Origin of the sequence: Hymenobacter saemangeumensis (genome assembly GCF_039541835.1) — a bacterium.
GTDB lineage: Bacteria > Bacteroidota > Bacteroidia > Cytophagales > Hymenobacteraceae > Hymenobacter > Hymenobacter saemangeumensis.
Window position 1 is genome coordinate 16,299 of sequence record NZ_BAABGZ010000014.1, and the last position, 15,308, is coordinate 31,606.

Annotated in this window: 12 protein-coding genes; 2 read left to right on the top strand and 10 right to left on the bottom strand. The window is 65.3% G+C overall.

The genetic code is table 11. The annotated features are described in order from the left end of the window. Window positions 1-30 precede the first annotated feature (30 nt). Window positions 31-258, bottom strand: coding sequence for a hypothetical protein (locus tag ABD919_RS07315; protein ID WP_345235241.1), 228 nt, complete (start codon window positions 256-258; stop codon window positions 31-33). Between the two features lie 126 nt (window positions 259-384). Between ABD919_RS07315 and murI the strand changes: the two genes are divergently transcribed. Beyond that, window positions 385-1,233, top strand: a complete 849-nt coding sequence (gene murI / locus ABD919_RS07320; RefSeq protein ID WP_345235243.1) for a glutamate racemase — start codon at window positions 385-387, stop codon at window positions 1,231-1,233. Between the two features lie 10 nt (window positions 1,234-1,243). Here the strand turns inward: murI and ABD919_RS07325 are convergent, their stop codons facing one another. The 5 genes from ABD919_RS07325 to ABD919_RS07345 all read right to left on the bottom strand — a co-directional run bounded on the left by ABD919_RS07325 (window position 1,244) and on the right by ABD919_RS07345 (window position 9,026). Further along, window positions 1,244-3,049 carry a hypothetical protein gene (locus ABD919_RS07325; protein ID WP_345235245.1) on the bottom strand — a complete coding sequence of 602 codons (1,806 nt, stop codon included), beginning with the start codon at window positions 3,047-3,049 and terminating at the stop codon, window positions 1,244-1,246. 1 nt (window position 3,050) lies between these two features. After that, window positions 3,051-5,297: a hypothetical protein gene (locus ABD919_RS07330; RefSeq protein WP_345235246.1), complete on the bottom strand. Its 2,247-nt coding sequence runs from the start codon at window positions 5,295-5,297 to the stop codon at window positions 3,051-3,053. Next, window positions 5,294-6,934 carry a BatA domain-containing protein gene (locus ABD919_RS07335; protein WP_345235248.1) on the bottom strand — a complete coding sequence of 547 codons (1,641 nt, stop codon included), beginning with the start codon at window positions 6,932-6,934 and terminating at the stop codon, window positions 5,294-5,296. Before ABD919_RS07335 ends, ABD919_RS07330 begins: the two co-directional genes overlap by 4 nt. 4 nt (window positions 6,935-6,938) lie before the next feature. Continuing rightward, entirely contained in the window at window positions 6,939-7,814 is an 876-nt protein-coding gene (locus tag ABD919_RS07340) for a DUF58 domain-containing protein (RefSeq protein WP_345235250.1), read from the bottom strand. Between the two features lie 234 nt (window positions 7,815-8,048). Next, complete coding sequence (locus tag ABD919_RS07345; protein WP_345235252.1) at window positions 8,049-9,026, bottom strand: AAA family ATPase; 978 nt, start codon at window positions 9,024-9,026, stop codon at window positions 8,049-8,051. Between the two features lie 206 nt (window positions 9,027-9,232). Here ABD919_RS07345 and ABD919_RS07350 point away from each other — a divergent pair, with 206 nt between their 5' ends. Further along, a complete protein-coding gene (locus ABD919_RS07350; RefSeq protein ID WP_345235254.1) occupies window positions 9,233-9,961 on the top strand; it encodes a hypothetical protein in 729 nt (242 codons plus the stop codon). Between the two features lie 16 nt (window positions 9,962-9,977). On the opposite strand, the gene ABD919_RS07355 is transcribed toward ABD919_RS07350, so the two are convergent. The 4 genes from ABD919_RS07355 to ABD919_RS07370 all read right to left on the bottom strand — a co-directional run bounded on the left by ABD919_RS07355 (window position 9,978) and on the right by ABD919_RS07370 (window position 15,284). Next, on the bottom strand, window positions 9,978-10,595 hold the full coding sequence (locus ABD919_RS07355; RefSeq protein ID WP_345235256.1) for a DUF4159 domain-containing protein: 618 nt from the start codon (window positions 10,593-10,595) through the stop codon (window positions 9,978-9,980). A 140-nt stretch (window positions 10,596-10,735) separates the two neighbouring features. Next, window positions 10,736-12,070 (bottom strand): TldD/PmbA family protein, encoded by a 1,335-nt coding sequence (locus ABD919_RS07360; RefSeq protein WP_345235258.1) that lies wholly within the window; start codon window positions 12,068-12,070, stop codon window positions 10,736-10,738. A gap of 114 nt (window positions 12,071-12,184) precedes the next feature. After that, window positions 12,185-13,837 (bottom strand): TldD/PmbA family protein, encoded by a 1,653-nt coding sequence (locus ABD919_RS07365; RefSeq protein ID WP_345235260.1) that lies wholly within the window; start codon window positions 13,835-13,837, stop codon window positions 12,185-12,187. Window positions 13,838-13,964: 127 nt separating this feature from the next. Then, on the bottom strand, window positions 13,965-15,284 hold the full coding sequence (locus tag ABD919_RS07370) for a TldD/PmbA family protein (protein WP_345235262.1): 1,320 nt from the start codon (window positions 15,282-15,284) through the stop codon (window positions 13,965-13,967). Between the last annotated feature and the right edge of the window lie 24 nt (window positions 15,285-15,308).

Here is a 15,308-nt window from a genome sequence, read left to right on the forward strand (position 1 = left end):
AAACGCGGACTCTCAGCGTCCGCGCTACACTCAGATAACCTTTACTTCGTCGAGGTGTACCTCGTCGCGCAGCAGCTCCAGGTTGCGGTAGGCCAGGGGGCGGCCGTGGTCGGTGCTTAGCTCGGGCAGGGGCTCGCGGGCCGCGTCCAGGGTAAGCTGCGTGAATTTGCGCTCGCCCAGGTAAATGGCCACCGGCCGGCCCCGGCGCGGGTCATGCGCGGCCAGGGCATGGTCGATTTCGGCCAGAATACTGCTCATAACTAAAAAATTGAGCGTGAATGGGCCTGAAATATAGGAAGTGTTTTTATGATTCAGTAAAGACCCTGCTTTTTTTGTGAAAAAACGGGAGGCCGGCTACAGCTACGGTCGGGCTACCTTTGCGGCATGACAACTGCTGCATCTGCGCCCCTCACGGCGGCTGCGCTGGCCGCGCGGCCCATTGGCATGTTCGACTCCGGCATCGGCGGGCTCACCGTGGCCCGGGCCGTGGCCCGCCTGCTGCCGCACGAGCGAATTGTGTATTTCGGAGATACCGCCCATTTGCCCTACGGCGATAAAAGCACGGCTGCCATTCAGGCTTATGCGGTTAAAATCTGCGATTTATTGCTGCGGCAGCACTGCAAGGTTATTCTTATTGCCTGCAACTCGGCCTCGGCGGCAGCCTACGAGCTGGTGCGCGAGTACGTGGGCTCCAAAGCCCGGGTGCTGAACGTGATTGACCCCATCGTGGCCCACGTAGGCCAGACTTACCCGGGGCAGCGCGTGGGCCTTATCGGCACCAAGCAGACAGTAAACTCCAACGTCTACAAAAAAAAGATAGACGCCCTCGACGCGGGCGTGGAGCTGCACTCGCTGGCAACCCCGCTGCTGGCGCCCATGGTGGAGGAAGGCTTTCTGGATAACTCCGTCAGCGACGAAATCATCGGGGCCTACCTCAGCAACCCGGCCCTGGCCGACATCAGCGCCCTGGTGCTGGCCTGCACCCACTATCCACTCATTAAGGAGCAGATTGGCCGTTTTTACAATGGGAAAGTAGACGTGCTCGATGCCTCCGACGCCGTGGCGGCCCACACCCAGGCCTACCTGGCCGCGCATGGCCTGCTGGCAGCCGAGGCAGCCACGCCGCCCACGCACCACTTCTACGTGTCGGACTTCACCCGCTCGTTTGAGGAAAGCACGCGCATCTTTTTCGGGCAGGAAGTCAACCTGGAGCACTACCCGCTGTGGGAGTAGGCAGGGCCTGCTACAGCTTTTCCTCCAGCCACAGGTAGCCCGCCGCCAGCAGGAACAACACGAAAAACCAGGTGGCTGGCCAGGGCTGCAGTGCTGTTTCAGCGGCTGCCAGGCCTGGCGCTGCCGCCGTGCGCTGCGCCAGGGCCAGGCGGCGGGCCTGCTGCTCAGGGCCCGGCCACACGGCGTCGGCAAAAACGTAGAAGTGGTGTACGCTACCGCCCGGGCCCTGCACCTGATGCCAGCCGGTGCGGGCGGGCCAGAACCGGGCCGTGCTCCACTCGGGCAGGCGCGTATCCTGGCGCAGGGCCAGGCGCACGGCGGGCCCGCCGGCCAGGGCTTTAACGGTAGGCAAGGCCTCGGGCAGGGGAGCTGCCAGGTGGAGCAGCAGGGGCTGGTGGGGGCGCGGCCAGAGCGTTTCATAGCTCCAGGCAGGCCCGTTTTCCTCAGGGGGCGTGGCGGCCGTTAGCAGGTGGTTCCAGAAAGAGGCATAAACCGCCGGGCGGCCCTGCAGCTGCCACTGGAAGGTTTCGGGCAGCACCGACACTACCGCCGAGCCCAGCCCTACGCGGCGGCTGGCAGCGGCCAGGGCTCCCTGCGGGCCGCGGGCCAGGGCCCGCAGCTGCAGGCCGGGGCGCAGCTGCGCCGGCAGGCTGGCCGGGGCCGGGGCGGGCCCATCGGCCCAGGTAAGCGGCTGAGCAGCTGTTTGGGCAGCCGGGCGTGCTTGTACAGAAAACCCTGCCAGGGCCGGCAGCGTGCGGGGCAGCGGGGCGGCATCGGCCAGCACCACCAGGCCCAGGCGGCCGGCGCGCAGGGCGCTGCTTAAGGCCTGGCTTTCGGCGCCCGACAGCCCGGCCAGGGTAGCGGCATCGGCGATGAGGATGCCGTAGCCAGCCAGCAGGGCCGGGGTAAGGCGCGTGAGTGACCGGGTGGGCTGGTTGACAAACTCCGTTTGCTGCAGCCCGCGGCTCACGGTGCTGCGCAGGGCCACAGCATACCGCGCATCGGCCAGGTGGTTTTTCAGAAACTTAAACTCAAACGAAGGCGTGGCAGCCAGCAGCAGCACAGCCGGGGGCTGACGCTCGGTAACCTGCACCGGCAGCGGGGCCGACTCCAGCACCCGCCCAGCCCGCCGGAGCACCAGCTCATACACGGCCAGTCCCGCCGCTTTGGGCCGGTAGCGCAGGCGGAAGTCGCCACCGCCTTGGAGCAGCTGTGAGTCGCGCACCGCCCCCGCGGCACGCAGGCTCACCCACACCGGGGCATTGCCGGGGAGGGGCAGCACCTGCCCCTCCACCTCCACCGTCTGGCCTAACACCAGCCGGCGGTTCCAGCCGGCCGCACGAAACCCGGCACCTTGAGCCGGCGCGAGGTGCTGCACGGCCATGGTGCCAAGCAGGGCCAACTCGGCCGGGGCCGGCCCCTGGCCCAGCACGTGCAGCCGCTGCAGCGCCGGCCGCTGCTCGGCCAGGTCGAGCAGGCTGGGGAGCACGCGGGCTTTTGAAGGGGCCTCCCCGGTGCCATAAAAGTAGACGGGCGTGCCCGCCCCCAGACGGCGCAGCAAGGTGCTCAGCGTGTCGGGGTGGTAGCCGGTGGTGAGCAGAACGGCCTGCGGGCGGGCAGCCCGCACGGCAACCAGCGGGGGAAAGGCCGTTAGCCACAAGGCCAGCGCTGCTACTACCCCGGCGCCGGCCCGCAGGCCGCGCTGCCGCTGCCGGGGGCGTTGCCAGGCCAGCACGGCCAGCCCCAGGCCCAGCAGCAGGCAGCCGGCCAGCAGGCCGTAGTAGAGAAGCAGGTTGGGAGGGGCTAAAAACGTCATGCTATTGGCTCAGCTCCTGAAAATAGCGACGGGACATACGGTCGCCGGCCGGGGCCGCAACAGGGGTGGGGCGGGGCTCAGCCAGCAGGTCGGTCAGGGCCCGCTCCACGGGGGCGCGGCAATCCTGGCAGGCGCTGCGGCCGGCCCGCGCTTCCGCAATGAGCTGGCGCAGGGCGCGCAGGGCCGGCAGGTATAAGCCCGGCCGCTGCAGGGCCGCGGCGCTCAGCTCGGTGCCGGCTTGTTCCAGCAGGCGGGCGTCGGCCGGGGCGAGGCGGGAGCCGGGCGGATGGGCCTGCAGCCAGCGCAAAGCGGCGCGCGCGGCCGGCGGCGGGGTGGCTGGTGCCGGCTCCCGGTGCCGCTGCGGGGCGGCTGCGCCGGCCAGCTCGCCGGTGAGGCGCAGGGTGGCTTCGGGCATGGGCGGCGGCGTGAAGCCGGCCTTGCGCACGTAGGCACGGGTTTGCTGCTGCACCTGCTTGAGCAGGCGCAGGGCCCGGTACTCGTAGGGCAGGGCGGCAGCCAGCTGGCCGGTGCGCAGGCGCAGCTCGGCGGCCCACATCTGGTCGAGCACGGCGCGCAGCTTGGCTTTCACGGCCGGCTCCAGGAAGTCGGCCGTTTCGGCGTCGTCGTGGCGGTGCATGTAGGGCTCCATCAGCTCGTCGGTGCCCGCCGTGGGCGAGGGCTGGGCCGGGTTCGCGGGCGCATGGCCGTGGTCGTGGTGCTCTTCCTCGGCGGTGGGGGCGTGGCCATGCTCGTCTTCATCCTCCTCTTCGGCAATGGGTGGGCGCGGGGCCGCGCCCAGGCTCTGGCTGGCTTCTTCGCCCATAAACTTGCCGTAGCGCAGGCGCAGGCTCTGCTGGTCGAAGCCCAGGGCATTGGCCCGGCTGCTGACGGTGGCCGCATCGAGTCGCTTCTTTTCAGCCAGCAGCTTTTCGGTGTCGATAATAATCTGGCGCTGGCTGCGGAAGTATGCCGGCGCCACCTTGGCGCCCAGGCTCATGTCGTCGAGGCTGCTGGCCACGGCGGTGTCCTGCCACTGCACCAGGTAGGCATCGGTGCGGGCCTGCCGGCCTTGATTATCGCGGGCGACTATGTAGAAGTACAGCTCGTCGCCATACGTCAGCCCCAGGCGGGGCAGGTTGAGCATGCTGCTGAGCGAGGCCTGGGGCGGCTGCCCGCTCAGGCCGGCGCTCAGCTCGCGCCGCAGCTCCCGGAACTTCACGGCCTCGCCCTGGCCCTGGGCCACGGTAATCACCAGCTCGGCCCGGCTCAGGCCGTAGTCGTCGCGCAGCGTCGCCCGCACCGGCAGCTCGGGGCGCACCCCGAACTCCACCAGCGTGTAGGGCTTGGGGGTTTGAATGCGAACCACCGGCGCCTGGTCGGGGCGCACTTCAATGGCGTAGTCGTCCGACACGGTGCTGCCCAGGCGCAGGCGGTAGAGCGTGGAGCTATTTAGCGTTTGGCTGATGAAGAACGTGCCGGGCTTGCCAGCCACCGCCTGCAGCCGCAGCCGCCGCAGCCCGATTTCCAGTTCCGGCGCCGCAGCACCGGCTCCAGCCACGCTTACCTGCCAGCGCACCCGCGAGCCCTGCGGGCACTGAAAGGACGCCTGCGGGGGAGAGAATGTGGGTTGCCGCGTATAAGCTGGCGGAGTCACTGCAAGCGTGGTGCTGGAGATGCTAGCGGCCGCAGGGCTTGCTTTGCTTGCCTGGCTGGGAAAGTGCACCGCCACTCGCTGTAGCTTCAACTCCCGGGCCTGCTGTGGCAGGCACCACAGTCCCGCCGCCGCCAGCAGGAGCAGGCCCGCCCCCAAAGCCGGTTTTTGCAGGGATACGGGCAGGGCGGAACTTCCGGCAGCGTGCAGCTCCTCCAACCGGGAAGCTACGCGCTGCTGCTGCAGCAGCTCCAGCAGGTTTAGGTCTTCCGGACGACGAAGCAGCAGGCCGGTGCTGTCTTCCAGAGCCGGGTGCTGGCGGTCGAGGCGGGGTGCAACGGTAGCGGCCCGCAGCTGCCGCAGGGGCCAGAGCTGCCAGGCAGTAAGGAGCAGGACCAGACCGGCCATACCCGCCCACACTAGCCCCGAGACTGCCGGCCAGCTGCTGCTCGCGGCCCAAAGCAACCCGGCTGCTGCTACAGCTGGCAGTAAAACCGCAGCGGCACGCCGGGCCTGGTAGCTTCGGGCCACCGCCTGCAGCTGCCGGCGGGCGCGCAGCAGCTCCGTTTCCCGCGAAGTAGAAACCGGCGTACTCATAGGGTGGTGGGGCTAAGCCGGGCCCGGCGCTGGGCCAGCAGGCGTTCGAAAGCAAACAGCAGCCCGGCGGCCAGTACCAGCCAGGGACGTAAATCGATGGTATGGAAGACGCGTTGCGGGTTGGAGCGCGCCGCCGGCCGGGTCGGCCCGGCTAGCTGAGCCGGGTCAATGGCCCGCTGGTCCAGGGAGTCACTGGCGATGTCGGGGGCAGGCTCGGGATGCAGCAGCTCCAGGAGCAGGGCTGGCAGCGCCGGGCTGTCGGCCAGCTCGCTCCAGGCCGGGTGCAGGCGGGTGTGCAGCTGGTATATCGCGCCCTGGTCTACCGCCGTGCGGGAAAGCACGGCCCGGCCCGGCCCATCGGTCCATAGCGGCTGCCCCGTCGGCGCGGCTACCGCCCGGCGGAAGATGGCAGTGGGCTTTTCCTGCACCAGGCGATGCTGCAGGTGGCTGAGGTTTGCCGCACCGGGCGCAGGTGCTTCCTGCCACAGCCGGGTGCCCTGGCCAAGGGCCCGGCGCCACTCAGCCGGCAGCGGGTCGTCGCTCAGCCAGAAAAGCCAGTCGGGAGCCGCAGCCGGCGCGGGCGCCGAAGAAGTAAGGCGGAGCGCAAGCGGCACCCGCAGCCCCAGGGCAGCGGCCCGCAGCCCGGCCTGCAGCACACGCGCATCGGCACTATACTCATCGGTATAGAAAATAGTAGCCCGAAGCGGACGGTCGGTTACGGGTATGGTCTCCCGAGCTGGTCCGGCCGTGGGCAGGGAGGTAAGCAGCCGGCCTTGGGCGCCCTCGGTCAACTGGTGAGCAGGCAGGCCTGGCAGGCGAATGGGGGCACCTGCCGCCGGCTTGCTCACCGCATACCGGCGGAAGCTGGTCTGTGCTTCCGTGCTGCTGCCCAGCCAGAGGGCCAGGCTGTCGGCTCGCAGCGCCGCCGCCTGTACCCAGCGGCTGCGGCCGGTATGGGGCAGCGCCACCCAGGAAATAGTGCCCGGCAGCGGCGGGTGGCTGCCCTGCAGCCCGCGCTGGGCGGTGCTGCCCAGCACGAGCAGTGGCTGGCTACCAAACTTGCCCGCCGCCTGCTGCACGCGGGCCCATTGGTAGCGCGGTACTCCTCTCTCAGCTGCCAGCAGCCCCCGGGCACTGTCGCCCAGCACCCGGGAGCTGGCCTGCCAGGCGGGGCCCGAGATTTTGGGGAAGCCGGCGCTCAGCCAACGCAGGGTGTAGCCCCGCTGGCGCAGGGAGTCGATGCGGGGGCGGTGCAGGGCCAGGGCCGGGTTCGTTGCGATATCAGGGCTTAACAGCACCTGCCCTCGGGGGGCCGGCCGGGCTTGCCGCCACACCGGGCCGGCCAGGGCCAGGGCCAGCACCGCCAGCAGGGCTGCCCGCACCAGCAGCAGCCAAAGCTGCTCGGGCTGCAGGCTGCGCAGGCGGCGGTTGGCGCCCGCGGTTAGCCAGCGCAGGCTGCCCACTGCCACTTCCCGGCCCGGCCGCCGGTTCCAGAGGTGGATGGCCACCGGCACCAGCAAACCCAGCAGGGCAAGTAAGGCAGATGGGGTAAGGAAGGTGAGCAAGGCGAAGGGAGCGGAAAAGGAGCAGGGATTCGTCCAGGTACGGCTGTGGGCAGCGGCTTGGCCCAGAGACAATGCTTTAGCTAATGGTGTTGCGGCGGCGCAGAAACTCCCGCATGGCCCGGTCCAGCGGCTCGCTGCAATTCAGCTGGTGGTAGTCGAAGCCGCGCCGGCGGGCGGCCTTGGCCGTTTCGCCCAACCAGCTTTGCAGGCGGGCCTGGTAGGCCGGGCGCTGCTCGTCGGCATCGAGCTGCAGGCTGCGGCCGGTTTCCAGGTCGCGCAGCGTTACGGCCCCGCGGTAGCTGAAGCGCAGCTCATTGTCGGCCAGCAAGTGCAGCAGCAGCACTTCGCCGCTCACGGCCTGCAGCTTGGTGAGCAGCGTGGTGATTTCGGACTCTTTCTCATATAGGTCGCTTACGCATACCGTCAGGGCCCGCTGCCGCCGGGCGGTGAGCGGGGCGGAGGTCTCCACCCCGGGGAAGCCGCCGGCAGCCTCCGCGGTTTCCAGCGCGTGGTAGAGGCGGGGCAGCTGCCGGGTATCGGCCCGGGGCGGCAGGTGGCGCAGGCCGGCCGGGCCCAGAATGCTCAGTCCCACGGCGTCGCCCTGCTGCTGGGCCAGGTAAGCCAGCGCCGCCAGCAGCAGGCGGGCGTAGTCGAGCTTGGTCAGGCCGTTGTCGTCGCGGTGGTTCATGCTGGCGCTGGCATCGAGCAGCAGGTGTATGCTCAGGCTGGTGTCTACCTCCGATTCGCGCAGGTAGTAGCGGTCGGAGCGGGCCGCCAGGCGCCAGTCGAGCCGGCGCAGGTCGTCGCCGGGCTGGTAAGGCCGGTACTGGCTGAACTCCATGCCCGCCCCGTGCCGCCGGCTGGCGTGCGCCCCGTGCAGAAAGCCCTCGGCCGCCCGGCGGGCGGCCAGGCTCAGGTTTCGTAAGCCGTGCAGGATTTCGGGGGAAAGCATTTTTTGGTTTTTGGTACTCAGTGCTCAGTACTCAGTGTTTGGTAATAGAATGAATAAGAACGTCATGCTGAGCGAAGCCGAAGGCGGAGTCGAAGCATCTCTACCGCAGCAGTAATTTTTTTGAAGGGGTTTACTCTCGTGGTAGAGATGCTTCGACTTCGCTGCGCTCCGCTCAGCATGACGTTCTTATAATTTCGGTTTTCGATTTCCCACTTTCAATTCCTTCACTCTTACCTACACCGTCACCGCGGCCAGCAGGGCAGCCACGGCATCATCAGCGGTCAGGTTTTCGGCTTCGGCGTTGAAGTTCAGCAGTACGCGGTGGCGCAGTACGGGTGCGGCCAGGGCGCGAATGTCTTCCAGGGTGGCGGCAAAGCGGCCGTGCAGCAGGGCCCGGGCCTTGGCGCACAGAATCAGGGCCTGCCCGGCCCGGGGGCCGGCGCCCCAGCGGCCATACTCCTGGATAAACTTCACATCCGACGTAGCCGGCCGCGTGGCCCGCACCAGGCGGTTCACATAGCTCATCAGCTCGGGGCTGAAGCTCACCTGCCGCACCAGCTGCTGCAGGGCCGGAATCTCGGCCCCGCCCAGCACGGGCTGCACTTGCTGCCCGGCCGTGCCGGTGGTGCCACGCAGCACGGCCAGCTCCTCCTGCTCGCTGGGGTAGCCGATGCGCACGTAGAGCAGAAACCGGTCGAGCTGGGCCTCGGGCAGGGGGTAGGTGCCGCTCTGCTCGATGGGGTTCTGGGTGGCCAGCAGGAAAAAGGGGCGGGGCAGGGCGTGCTCGGTGCCCGCGTAGGTGACGTGGCCCTCCTGCATGGCTTCGAGCAGGGCGGCCTGGGTTTTGGGCGGCGTACGGTTTATCTCGTCGGCCAGCACCAGGCTGGCGAAGATGGGGCCCGGGTTAAATTTAAACGAGCGGCGCCCCGTGCCGTGATCTTCCTCCAGCACCTCGGTGCCGAGAATGTCGGTGGGCATCAGGTCGGGCGTAAACTGGATGCGGCGGAAAGGCAGGTCGGTGGCCGCGGCCAGGGTGCGCACCAGCAGGGTCTTAGCCAAGCCAGGTACGCCTTCGAGCAGGGCGTGGCCACCGGCCAGCAGGGCCACCAGCACTTCCTCCAGCACGGCTTCCTGGCCAACAATGACTTTGGCGATTTCGGCTTTCAGGACCGGCAGGCGGGCCAGCAGGGGGTGGAGTTGTTCTTCAGTCAAAGGAAAAGAAGGCGAAAAGCGGGCGAAAAGGAAAAGTTATAAAGTCTAATGGCAGGGCGCAAAAAGCGGGTTTATTGCCCCTGTAGACGTGTTTGGCGAAAGCTGTTAAAGTCGGACAATCCAGCATTTGGGGTTGAGTGCCGGGCCCGTGTGGTTGCTACTTTACTTATCAATTCGGCCTTCTACTTACTGAACACCTTACTACTATGAACTCATCCAAGTTTTCAGTTTGCCCTGCAGTAGCGGCGCTTGTCCTCCCCTTGGCTGCGAGCCTCACAGCCCCGGCATTAGCCCAAGCTCCTGCTCGGGCATCTGCTGCCTCAGCCCAGGCAGCCGAAGCCCCCGCTCCGGTTTCAGCACCTGCCGCAATGCCGGCAGATAAGCTCTACCGCCGCAACATTGTTCGTTTCGACCTTCTCTCACCACTGGCATACAACATTAGCAACAGCCTCTTTGACAACGGCTTGGTTTGCCCTGTGCTGGTTTCCTATGAGCGGCAGCTTAACGGGCAGTGGAGCCTGGGTGCTGAAGCTCTCTTTAATGGTGGTGAGCGCACCAACCGCCGTAGCGGGGCCGCCCTGATGGCACGTTATTACACCCAAAAGACGGGCGCTACTGCAGGAATGATGACGGGCTTCTACGTTTCTCCCGTAGTCAGCTACCGCGCGGTCTCCGCCGCTTATTTGCTGGATGGCAATCTGCTTACGCATGGCAAGCGCGCGGGGACTGGACTGCTGGCAGGCTACCAGCTTCCGCTGGGAAAACCCGGTACTTCCCGCCTCGCCCTGGATGCCAGTATGGGCCTGCTCTACTGGAACCGCCTGGGCACCGACCGTACCGACGTAGACCCGGCCAGGCCTGGCTCGACGGGGCCGGACCTGAAACAGACCGGACTCATACCCGATTTTCGACTGGGCGTAGGCATCAAGCTTTAGCGCCCTGGCAAAGGTGTTAAGCAGTAAGGGCATACAGCAGAATGTTTACCCCAAACTTGGTGTTGTCCTCGGCCAGGAAGCGCTTGTTGCGGAAGTCGTAATCCCACTCACAGCCATAGTCCTTGTTGGAGTACAGCACGCCCAGGCGACCTTTTATTTCTATGCCTTTCAGGTAGTCGTGCACCAGGTCGTCGCCCCAGCCGTTCAGCTCGAAGCCGGTGTTGGGCGGGCCGTCCTTGAAGGTGAAGAACTGCGAGTAGATGGGGTGGGTTTTGGGCAGCTTCTTCAGGGCGCCGGCCCCGAAGCACTGCCGCATCTGCTCCTCAAACGAGCGGGCAAACAGGCCGTCGATGTCGTGGTTGCAGTCGTCGACAAACACGAAGCCGCCGTTGCGGACGTACTGGATAAAGTTCTTTTTCTCAGCCGCCGAAAACTGCACCAGCCTATGCCCCGACAAATAGCAGAACGGGTAGCTGAACAGCTCGGGGCTGTCCAGGGCCACCACTTTCTCCTTGGGATTCACCGGCACCGTGGTGTACTGCACCAGGGAGTGCAGCAGGTTGGCCGGCATCCGCTCGTCCACGGCGTCCCAGTCGCCGGACTGGTACTTGAGGCGCACGAAGGTGAAGGCCATTACAATGGGTGAATGGAGTGAATGGGTGAATGGGTGAATGAAGTAAACAGGAAATGAGTGAAAGGAATGAATGAGGCATAAGCAAAGCAAGCCAGAACACTCATTCACCCATTCACCTCATTCACCCATTCACCCATTGCCTACACCGCGTCTGACAGGCTGGTGAAGGTGAAGTCCCTAATCTTGAGCGGGGGCACCAGGTTGCCGCCCAGGCGCACGGGCTTGCCAATGGCCTCGAGGTTGTTGAGCATGATGATGGGGCTCTCGTTGAAGCGGAAGTTCTTGACGGGGAACTTGATTTGGCCGTTCTCAATGTAGAACGTTCCGTCCCGCGTCAGGCCCGTGTAGAGCAGCGTCTGGGGGTCGACGGGGCGGATGTACCACAGGCGGGTAACCAATATGCCTTTGGCTGTGCCTTTGATGAGGTCGGCCGTGCTCTGGGTGCCACCTTCCATTATCCAGCCATCGGGCGGGGGCAGGTCGGCGATGCCGGCTTTCTGGGCCCAGAAGCGCGAGGAATACAGATTTTTTACCACGCCTTTCTCAATCCAGACCGTTTTGTTGCGCGGGCGGCCGTCGTTGGCGAAAGCCAGGCCAGGCACCTCGGCATTGGTGGGGTCGGAGTAGATAGTGACACGCTCGTCGAACATCTTCTCGCCCTTCTTATTGCCGCCGCCTTTCTTGCTCAGGAAGGAGCGGCCCTCGTCGGCCGAGCGGGCGTCGAGGCTCTGCATCAGCACCGACAGCAGGGAGGCATCCACGTTCGACACCAGGGCGTTGGGCTCCAGGATGACGGTGTACTTGCCCGGCTCCAGGGCCTTGGCACCCACCGACGACGAGGCTTTGTCGGCCGCGATTTTCGTCAGGCGCGCCGCATCGAACTTGCTGGCGTCGGTGTAGTCGGCCGCGGCGTAGCCCGAGCCCTGCCCGTCGGGCGTGCGCACCGTCACGCTGAACTCCACGTTGGTAAACTGCTGGTAGGCTTCCAGGCCCTTGGAGTTGCGCTTGGCCAAAAAGCCGGCGTTGTCTTCCAGAAAGCCGGCCGAGCTCAGCTTCTTCTGGTCGCACAACGCCATGCTGGCGCCAATCTGCCGGGCACGGTAGTCGGGGTTAATAGCGGCGGTGGCCGCTGCGAATGCCTTGCTGCCGTCCTGGTACTGCTGGGCGCCCAGCATGGGCATGTACTCGGGGCTTTCGGGAGCGAGGCGGGCAATTTCCTCAGCCCGCTGCACGCAGCGACGCAGCGTGGCGTCGTCAAACTCGTTGCAGGTGGCGAGGCCGCTGCGCTTGCCGAAGCGGGCCTCCACGGCCAGCGACACGTTGTCGACCGCGCCGGCCGTACTGATGGTGTTGCGCGCCGAGCGCACGTTGCCGCCCGTGCGGCCGTTCAGCGTGGCCTCGCACTCGTCGGCCGTGCTAAAGCTCAGCACCTTCTTCAGAATGGTCTGGGCTTCGTCTTTGGTTAGGATGGACATGGTGTTGATGTGCTGATTTTATGATGTGCTCATGTGTTGATTTGTTGATGTGCCTTTTTAGGTGCTACTGTGAAAAACAGACAAAGCACATCAGCACATCAAGCAATCAGCACATTAACCAATTTTGCGGGCCGTATTTATCACGTTCACGCCATTGAAGCGCGTGGTAGCCGAGCCGTGGCTCACGGCCGAGCTCTGCGAGGGCTGGCCCTTGCCGTCGTTGAAAGCGCCCATGAAGCGGTAGTCCGACTCGTCGCAGATGGCCGAGCAGGAGTTCCAGAACTCTTGGGTGTTGGCCTGGTAGGCCACGTCTTCCAGCATCTCCGTGATTTTGCCTTTCTCGATGGCATAAAACACCTGCCCGCCAAACTGGAAGTTGTAGCGCTGCTGGTCGATGGAGAAGGAGCCGTTGCCGGCAATGTAAATGCCCTTTTCCACGTCTTTCACCAGCTCGTCCACGCTCAGCTTGCCCTTGCCCGGCTGCAGGCTCACGTTGGGCATGCGCTGGAACTGCACGTCCTGCCACGACTGCGAGTAGCTGCAGCCGTCCGACTCGTTCTGACCGACCACGTGGGCCTGGTCGCGGGTTTTCTGGTAGTCGACCAGTATGCCGTCCTTAATCAGGTCCCAGCGCTTGGTTTTCACGCCTTCGTCGTCGTAGCCCACCGCGCCCAACGACCCCAGCTGAGTTTTATCGGCCACCAGGTTCACGATTTTCGAGCCGTAGGGCAGGTTTTTGGCCTTCCACTCCAGGGTGGCGAAGCTGGTGCCGGCGAAGTTGGCCTCGTAGCCCAGCACGCGGTCGAGCTCGGTGGGGTGGCCCACGCTCTCGTGTATGGTCAGGCCCAGGTGGTGAGGGTCGAGCACCAGGTCGTACTTGCCGGGCACCACCGACTTGGCCGTGAGCTTCTGCTTTACCTGCTTGGTGGCTGCGGCCACGTCTTCCAGCATGTCGTAGCTGTACTTGTAGCCCACCACATCCGAGCCCGTGGGGCCGGCCACTTTGTCGGCGGCTTTGGGCGTGAGGTACTCGTAGCCCAGGCCCATGGGCGAGCTCAGGGCCTGCCGGGTGCGGAACTTGCCGCTGGCCCGGTCGATGGCCGTGACGCCAAACGTGGGCCAGATGCGGTGAATGTCCTGGTCGATATAGGAGCCGTCGGTGCTGGCGAAGTATTTCTGCTCATTCACCTGAAACAGCACCGAATTGACGAAAGAGGCGCCGGTATCCATGGCTTTGGCATTCACCGCCAGCAGCAGGTCCACCTTGTCCTTGATGGGCACCTCAAAGGCATTCTGCTGAATAGGGGCCTTCCAGCTTACCTCGCCGTGCCCTTTCTGCGGGGCCAGCTTCACCTGCTCCTTCTGCACCTTGGAGTTGGCCTTGGCAATCTGCACGGCCAGCTGCGCGGCCTTGGCCATGCCGGCTTCGGTTACGGAGTTGGTGGCCGCAAAGCCCCAGGTGCCGTTGGCAATTACGCGCACCCCGGCGCCGTAGCTCTCGGTGCTGGCAATGTTCTGCACCTGCTTTTCGCGGGTGAAGATGCCCTGGTTGAGGTAGCGCCCGATGCGCACATCGGCATAGGTAGCGCCAGCGGCTTTGGCCGCGTTCAGTGCCGCGTCGGCCAGCCGCTTCTTCACGGCCACGTCTACGCCGGGCTCCAGCAGGCGGGCCGGGTCTACCAGCTCCCCGCCGAAGCTGGGCAGGCTGGGCAAAAACAGGGCTCCCGCCGCCAGGCTGGTGAGTCCCACAAAGTCGCGTCTGTTCATAAACAATGAGTGAATGTCGGAATGGGTGAATGAGTGAATGAGCTTGATAGTAGGTGAATGGGTGAATGGCTGAATGAGGAATAGAAAACCATTGGCCCATTCACTGATTCACCCATTCTCGCATTGATTAAACTGCGTCGGAGAGGCTGGTGAAGGTGAAGTCGCGGATTTTAAGCGGGGGCACCAGGTTGCCCGCCAGGCGCACGGGCTTGCCAATGGCCTCGAGGTTGTTGAGCATGATGACCGGGCTCTCGTTGAAGCGGAAGTTCTTGATGGGAAACTTGATTTGGCCGTTCTCAATGTAGAACGTTCCGTCCCGCGTCAGGCCCGTGTAGAGCAGCGTTTGGGGGTCGACGGCCCGAATGTAGTACAGGCGGGTTACGAGAATGCCCTTGGCGGTGCCTTTGATGAGGTCGGCCGTGCTCTGGGTGCCACCTTCCATTATCCAGCCGCTGGGCGGGGGCAGGTCGGCGATGCCGGCTTTCTGGGCCCAGAAGCGCGAGGAGTACAGGTTTTTCACCACGCCTTTCTCAATCCAGGTATTCTTTTGCTGGGGCCGGCCGTCGCCGGCAAAGCTCAGGCTGGGTACTTCGGCATTGGTGGGGTCGGAGTAGATAGTCACCCGCTCATCGAATACCTTGTCGCCCTTCTTATTGCCGCCGCCTTTCTTGCTCAGGAAGGAGCGGCCCTCGTCGGCGTTGCGGGCATCCATGGCCTGCATCATGTTGCTGAGCAGGTCCACGGCCGCCGCGGGCTCCAGAATAACCGTGTACTTGCCCGGCTCCAGGGCCTTGGCGCCTACCGACGACGAGGCTTTGTCGGCGGCCACTTTGGTCAGGCGAGCCGCGTCAAACTTGGCCAGATCGGTGTAATTGGCAATGGCGTAGCCCGAGCCGGTTCCGTCGGGCGTGCGCACCGAAATGGAAAAGTCCAGGTTGCTGGTTTGCTGGTAAGCTTCCAGCCCCTTGGAGTTGCGCTTGGCCGTAAAGCCCGCCGAGTCGCTGAAAAAGGCGGCCGACGACAGCTTGCGGGCCTCGCACAACGCCATGCTGGCCCCAATCTGCTGGGCGCGGTAGTCGGGCGTAATGGCCGCCGTGCGCGCCGAAAAGGCCGCCGGCGAGGCCACGTACTGCTGCGGCCCCAGCAGGGGCACGTATTCGGGGCTTTCGGGGGCAAGCCGGGCTATTTCCTCGGCCCGCTGCACGCAGCGGCGCAGCGTAGCCTCGTCGAACTCATTGCAGGTAGCCAGGCCGGTACGCTTGCCGAAGCGGGCCTCCACGGCCAGCGCCACGTTGTCGGCGGTGCCGGCCGTGCTGATGGTGTTGCGTGCCGAGCGCACGTTGCCGCTGGTGCTGCCCGTCAGGGTGGCTTCGCACTCGTCGGCCGTGCTGAAGCCCAGCACCTTTTTCAGGATGTCCTGGGCTTCAGTTTGGGAGAGGATGGACATGAATTGATGTACTGATTTTATGAT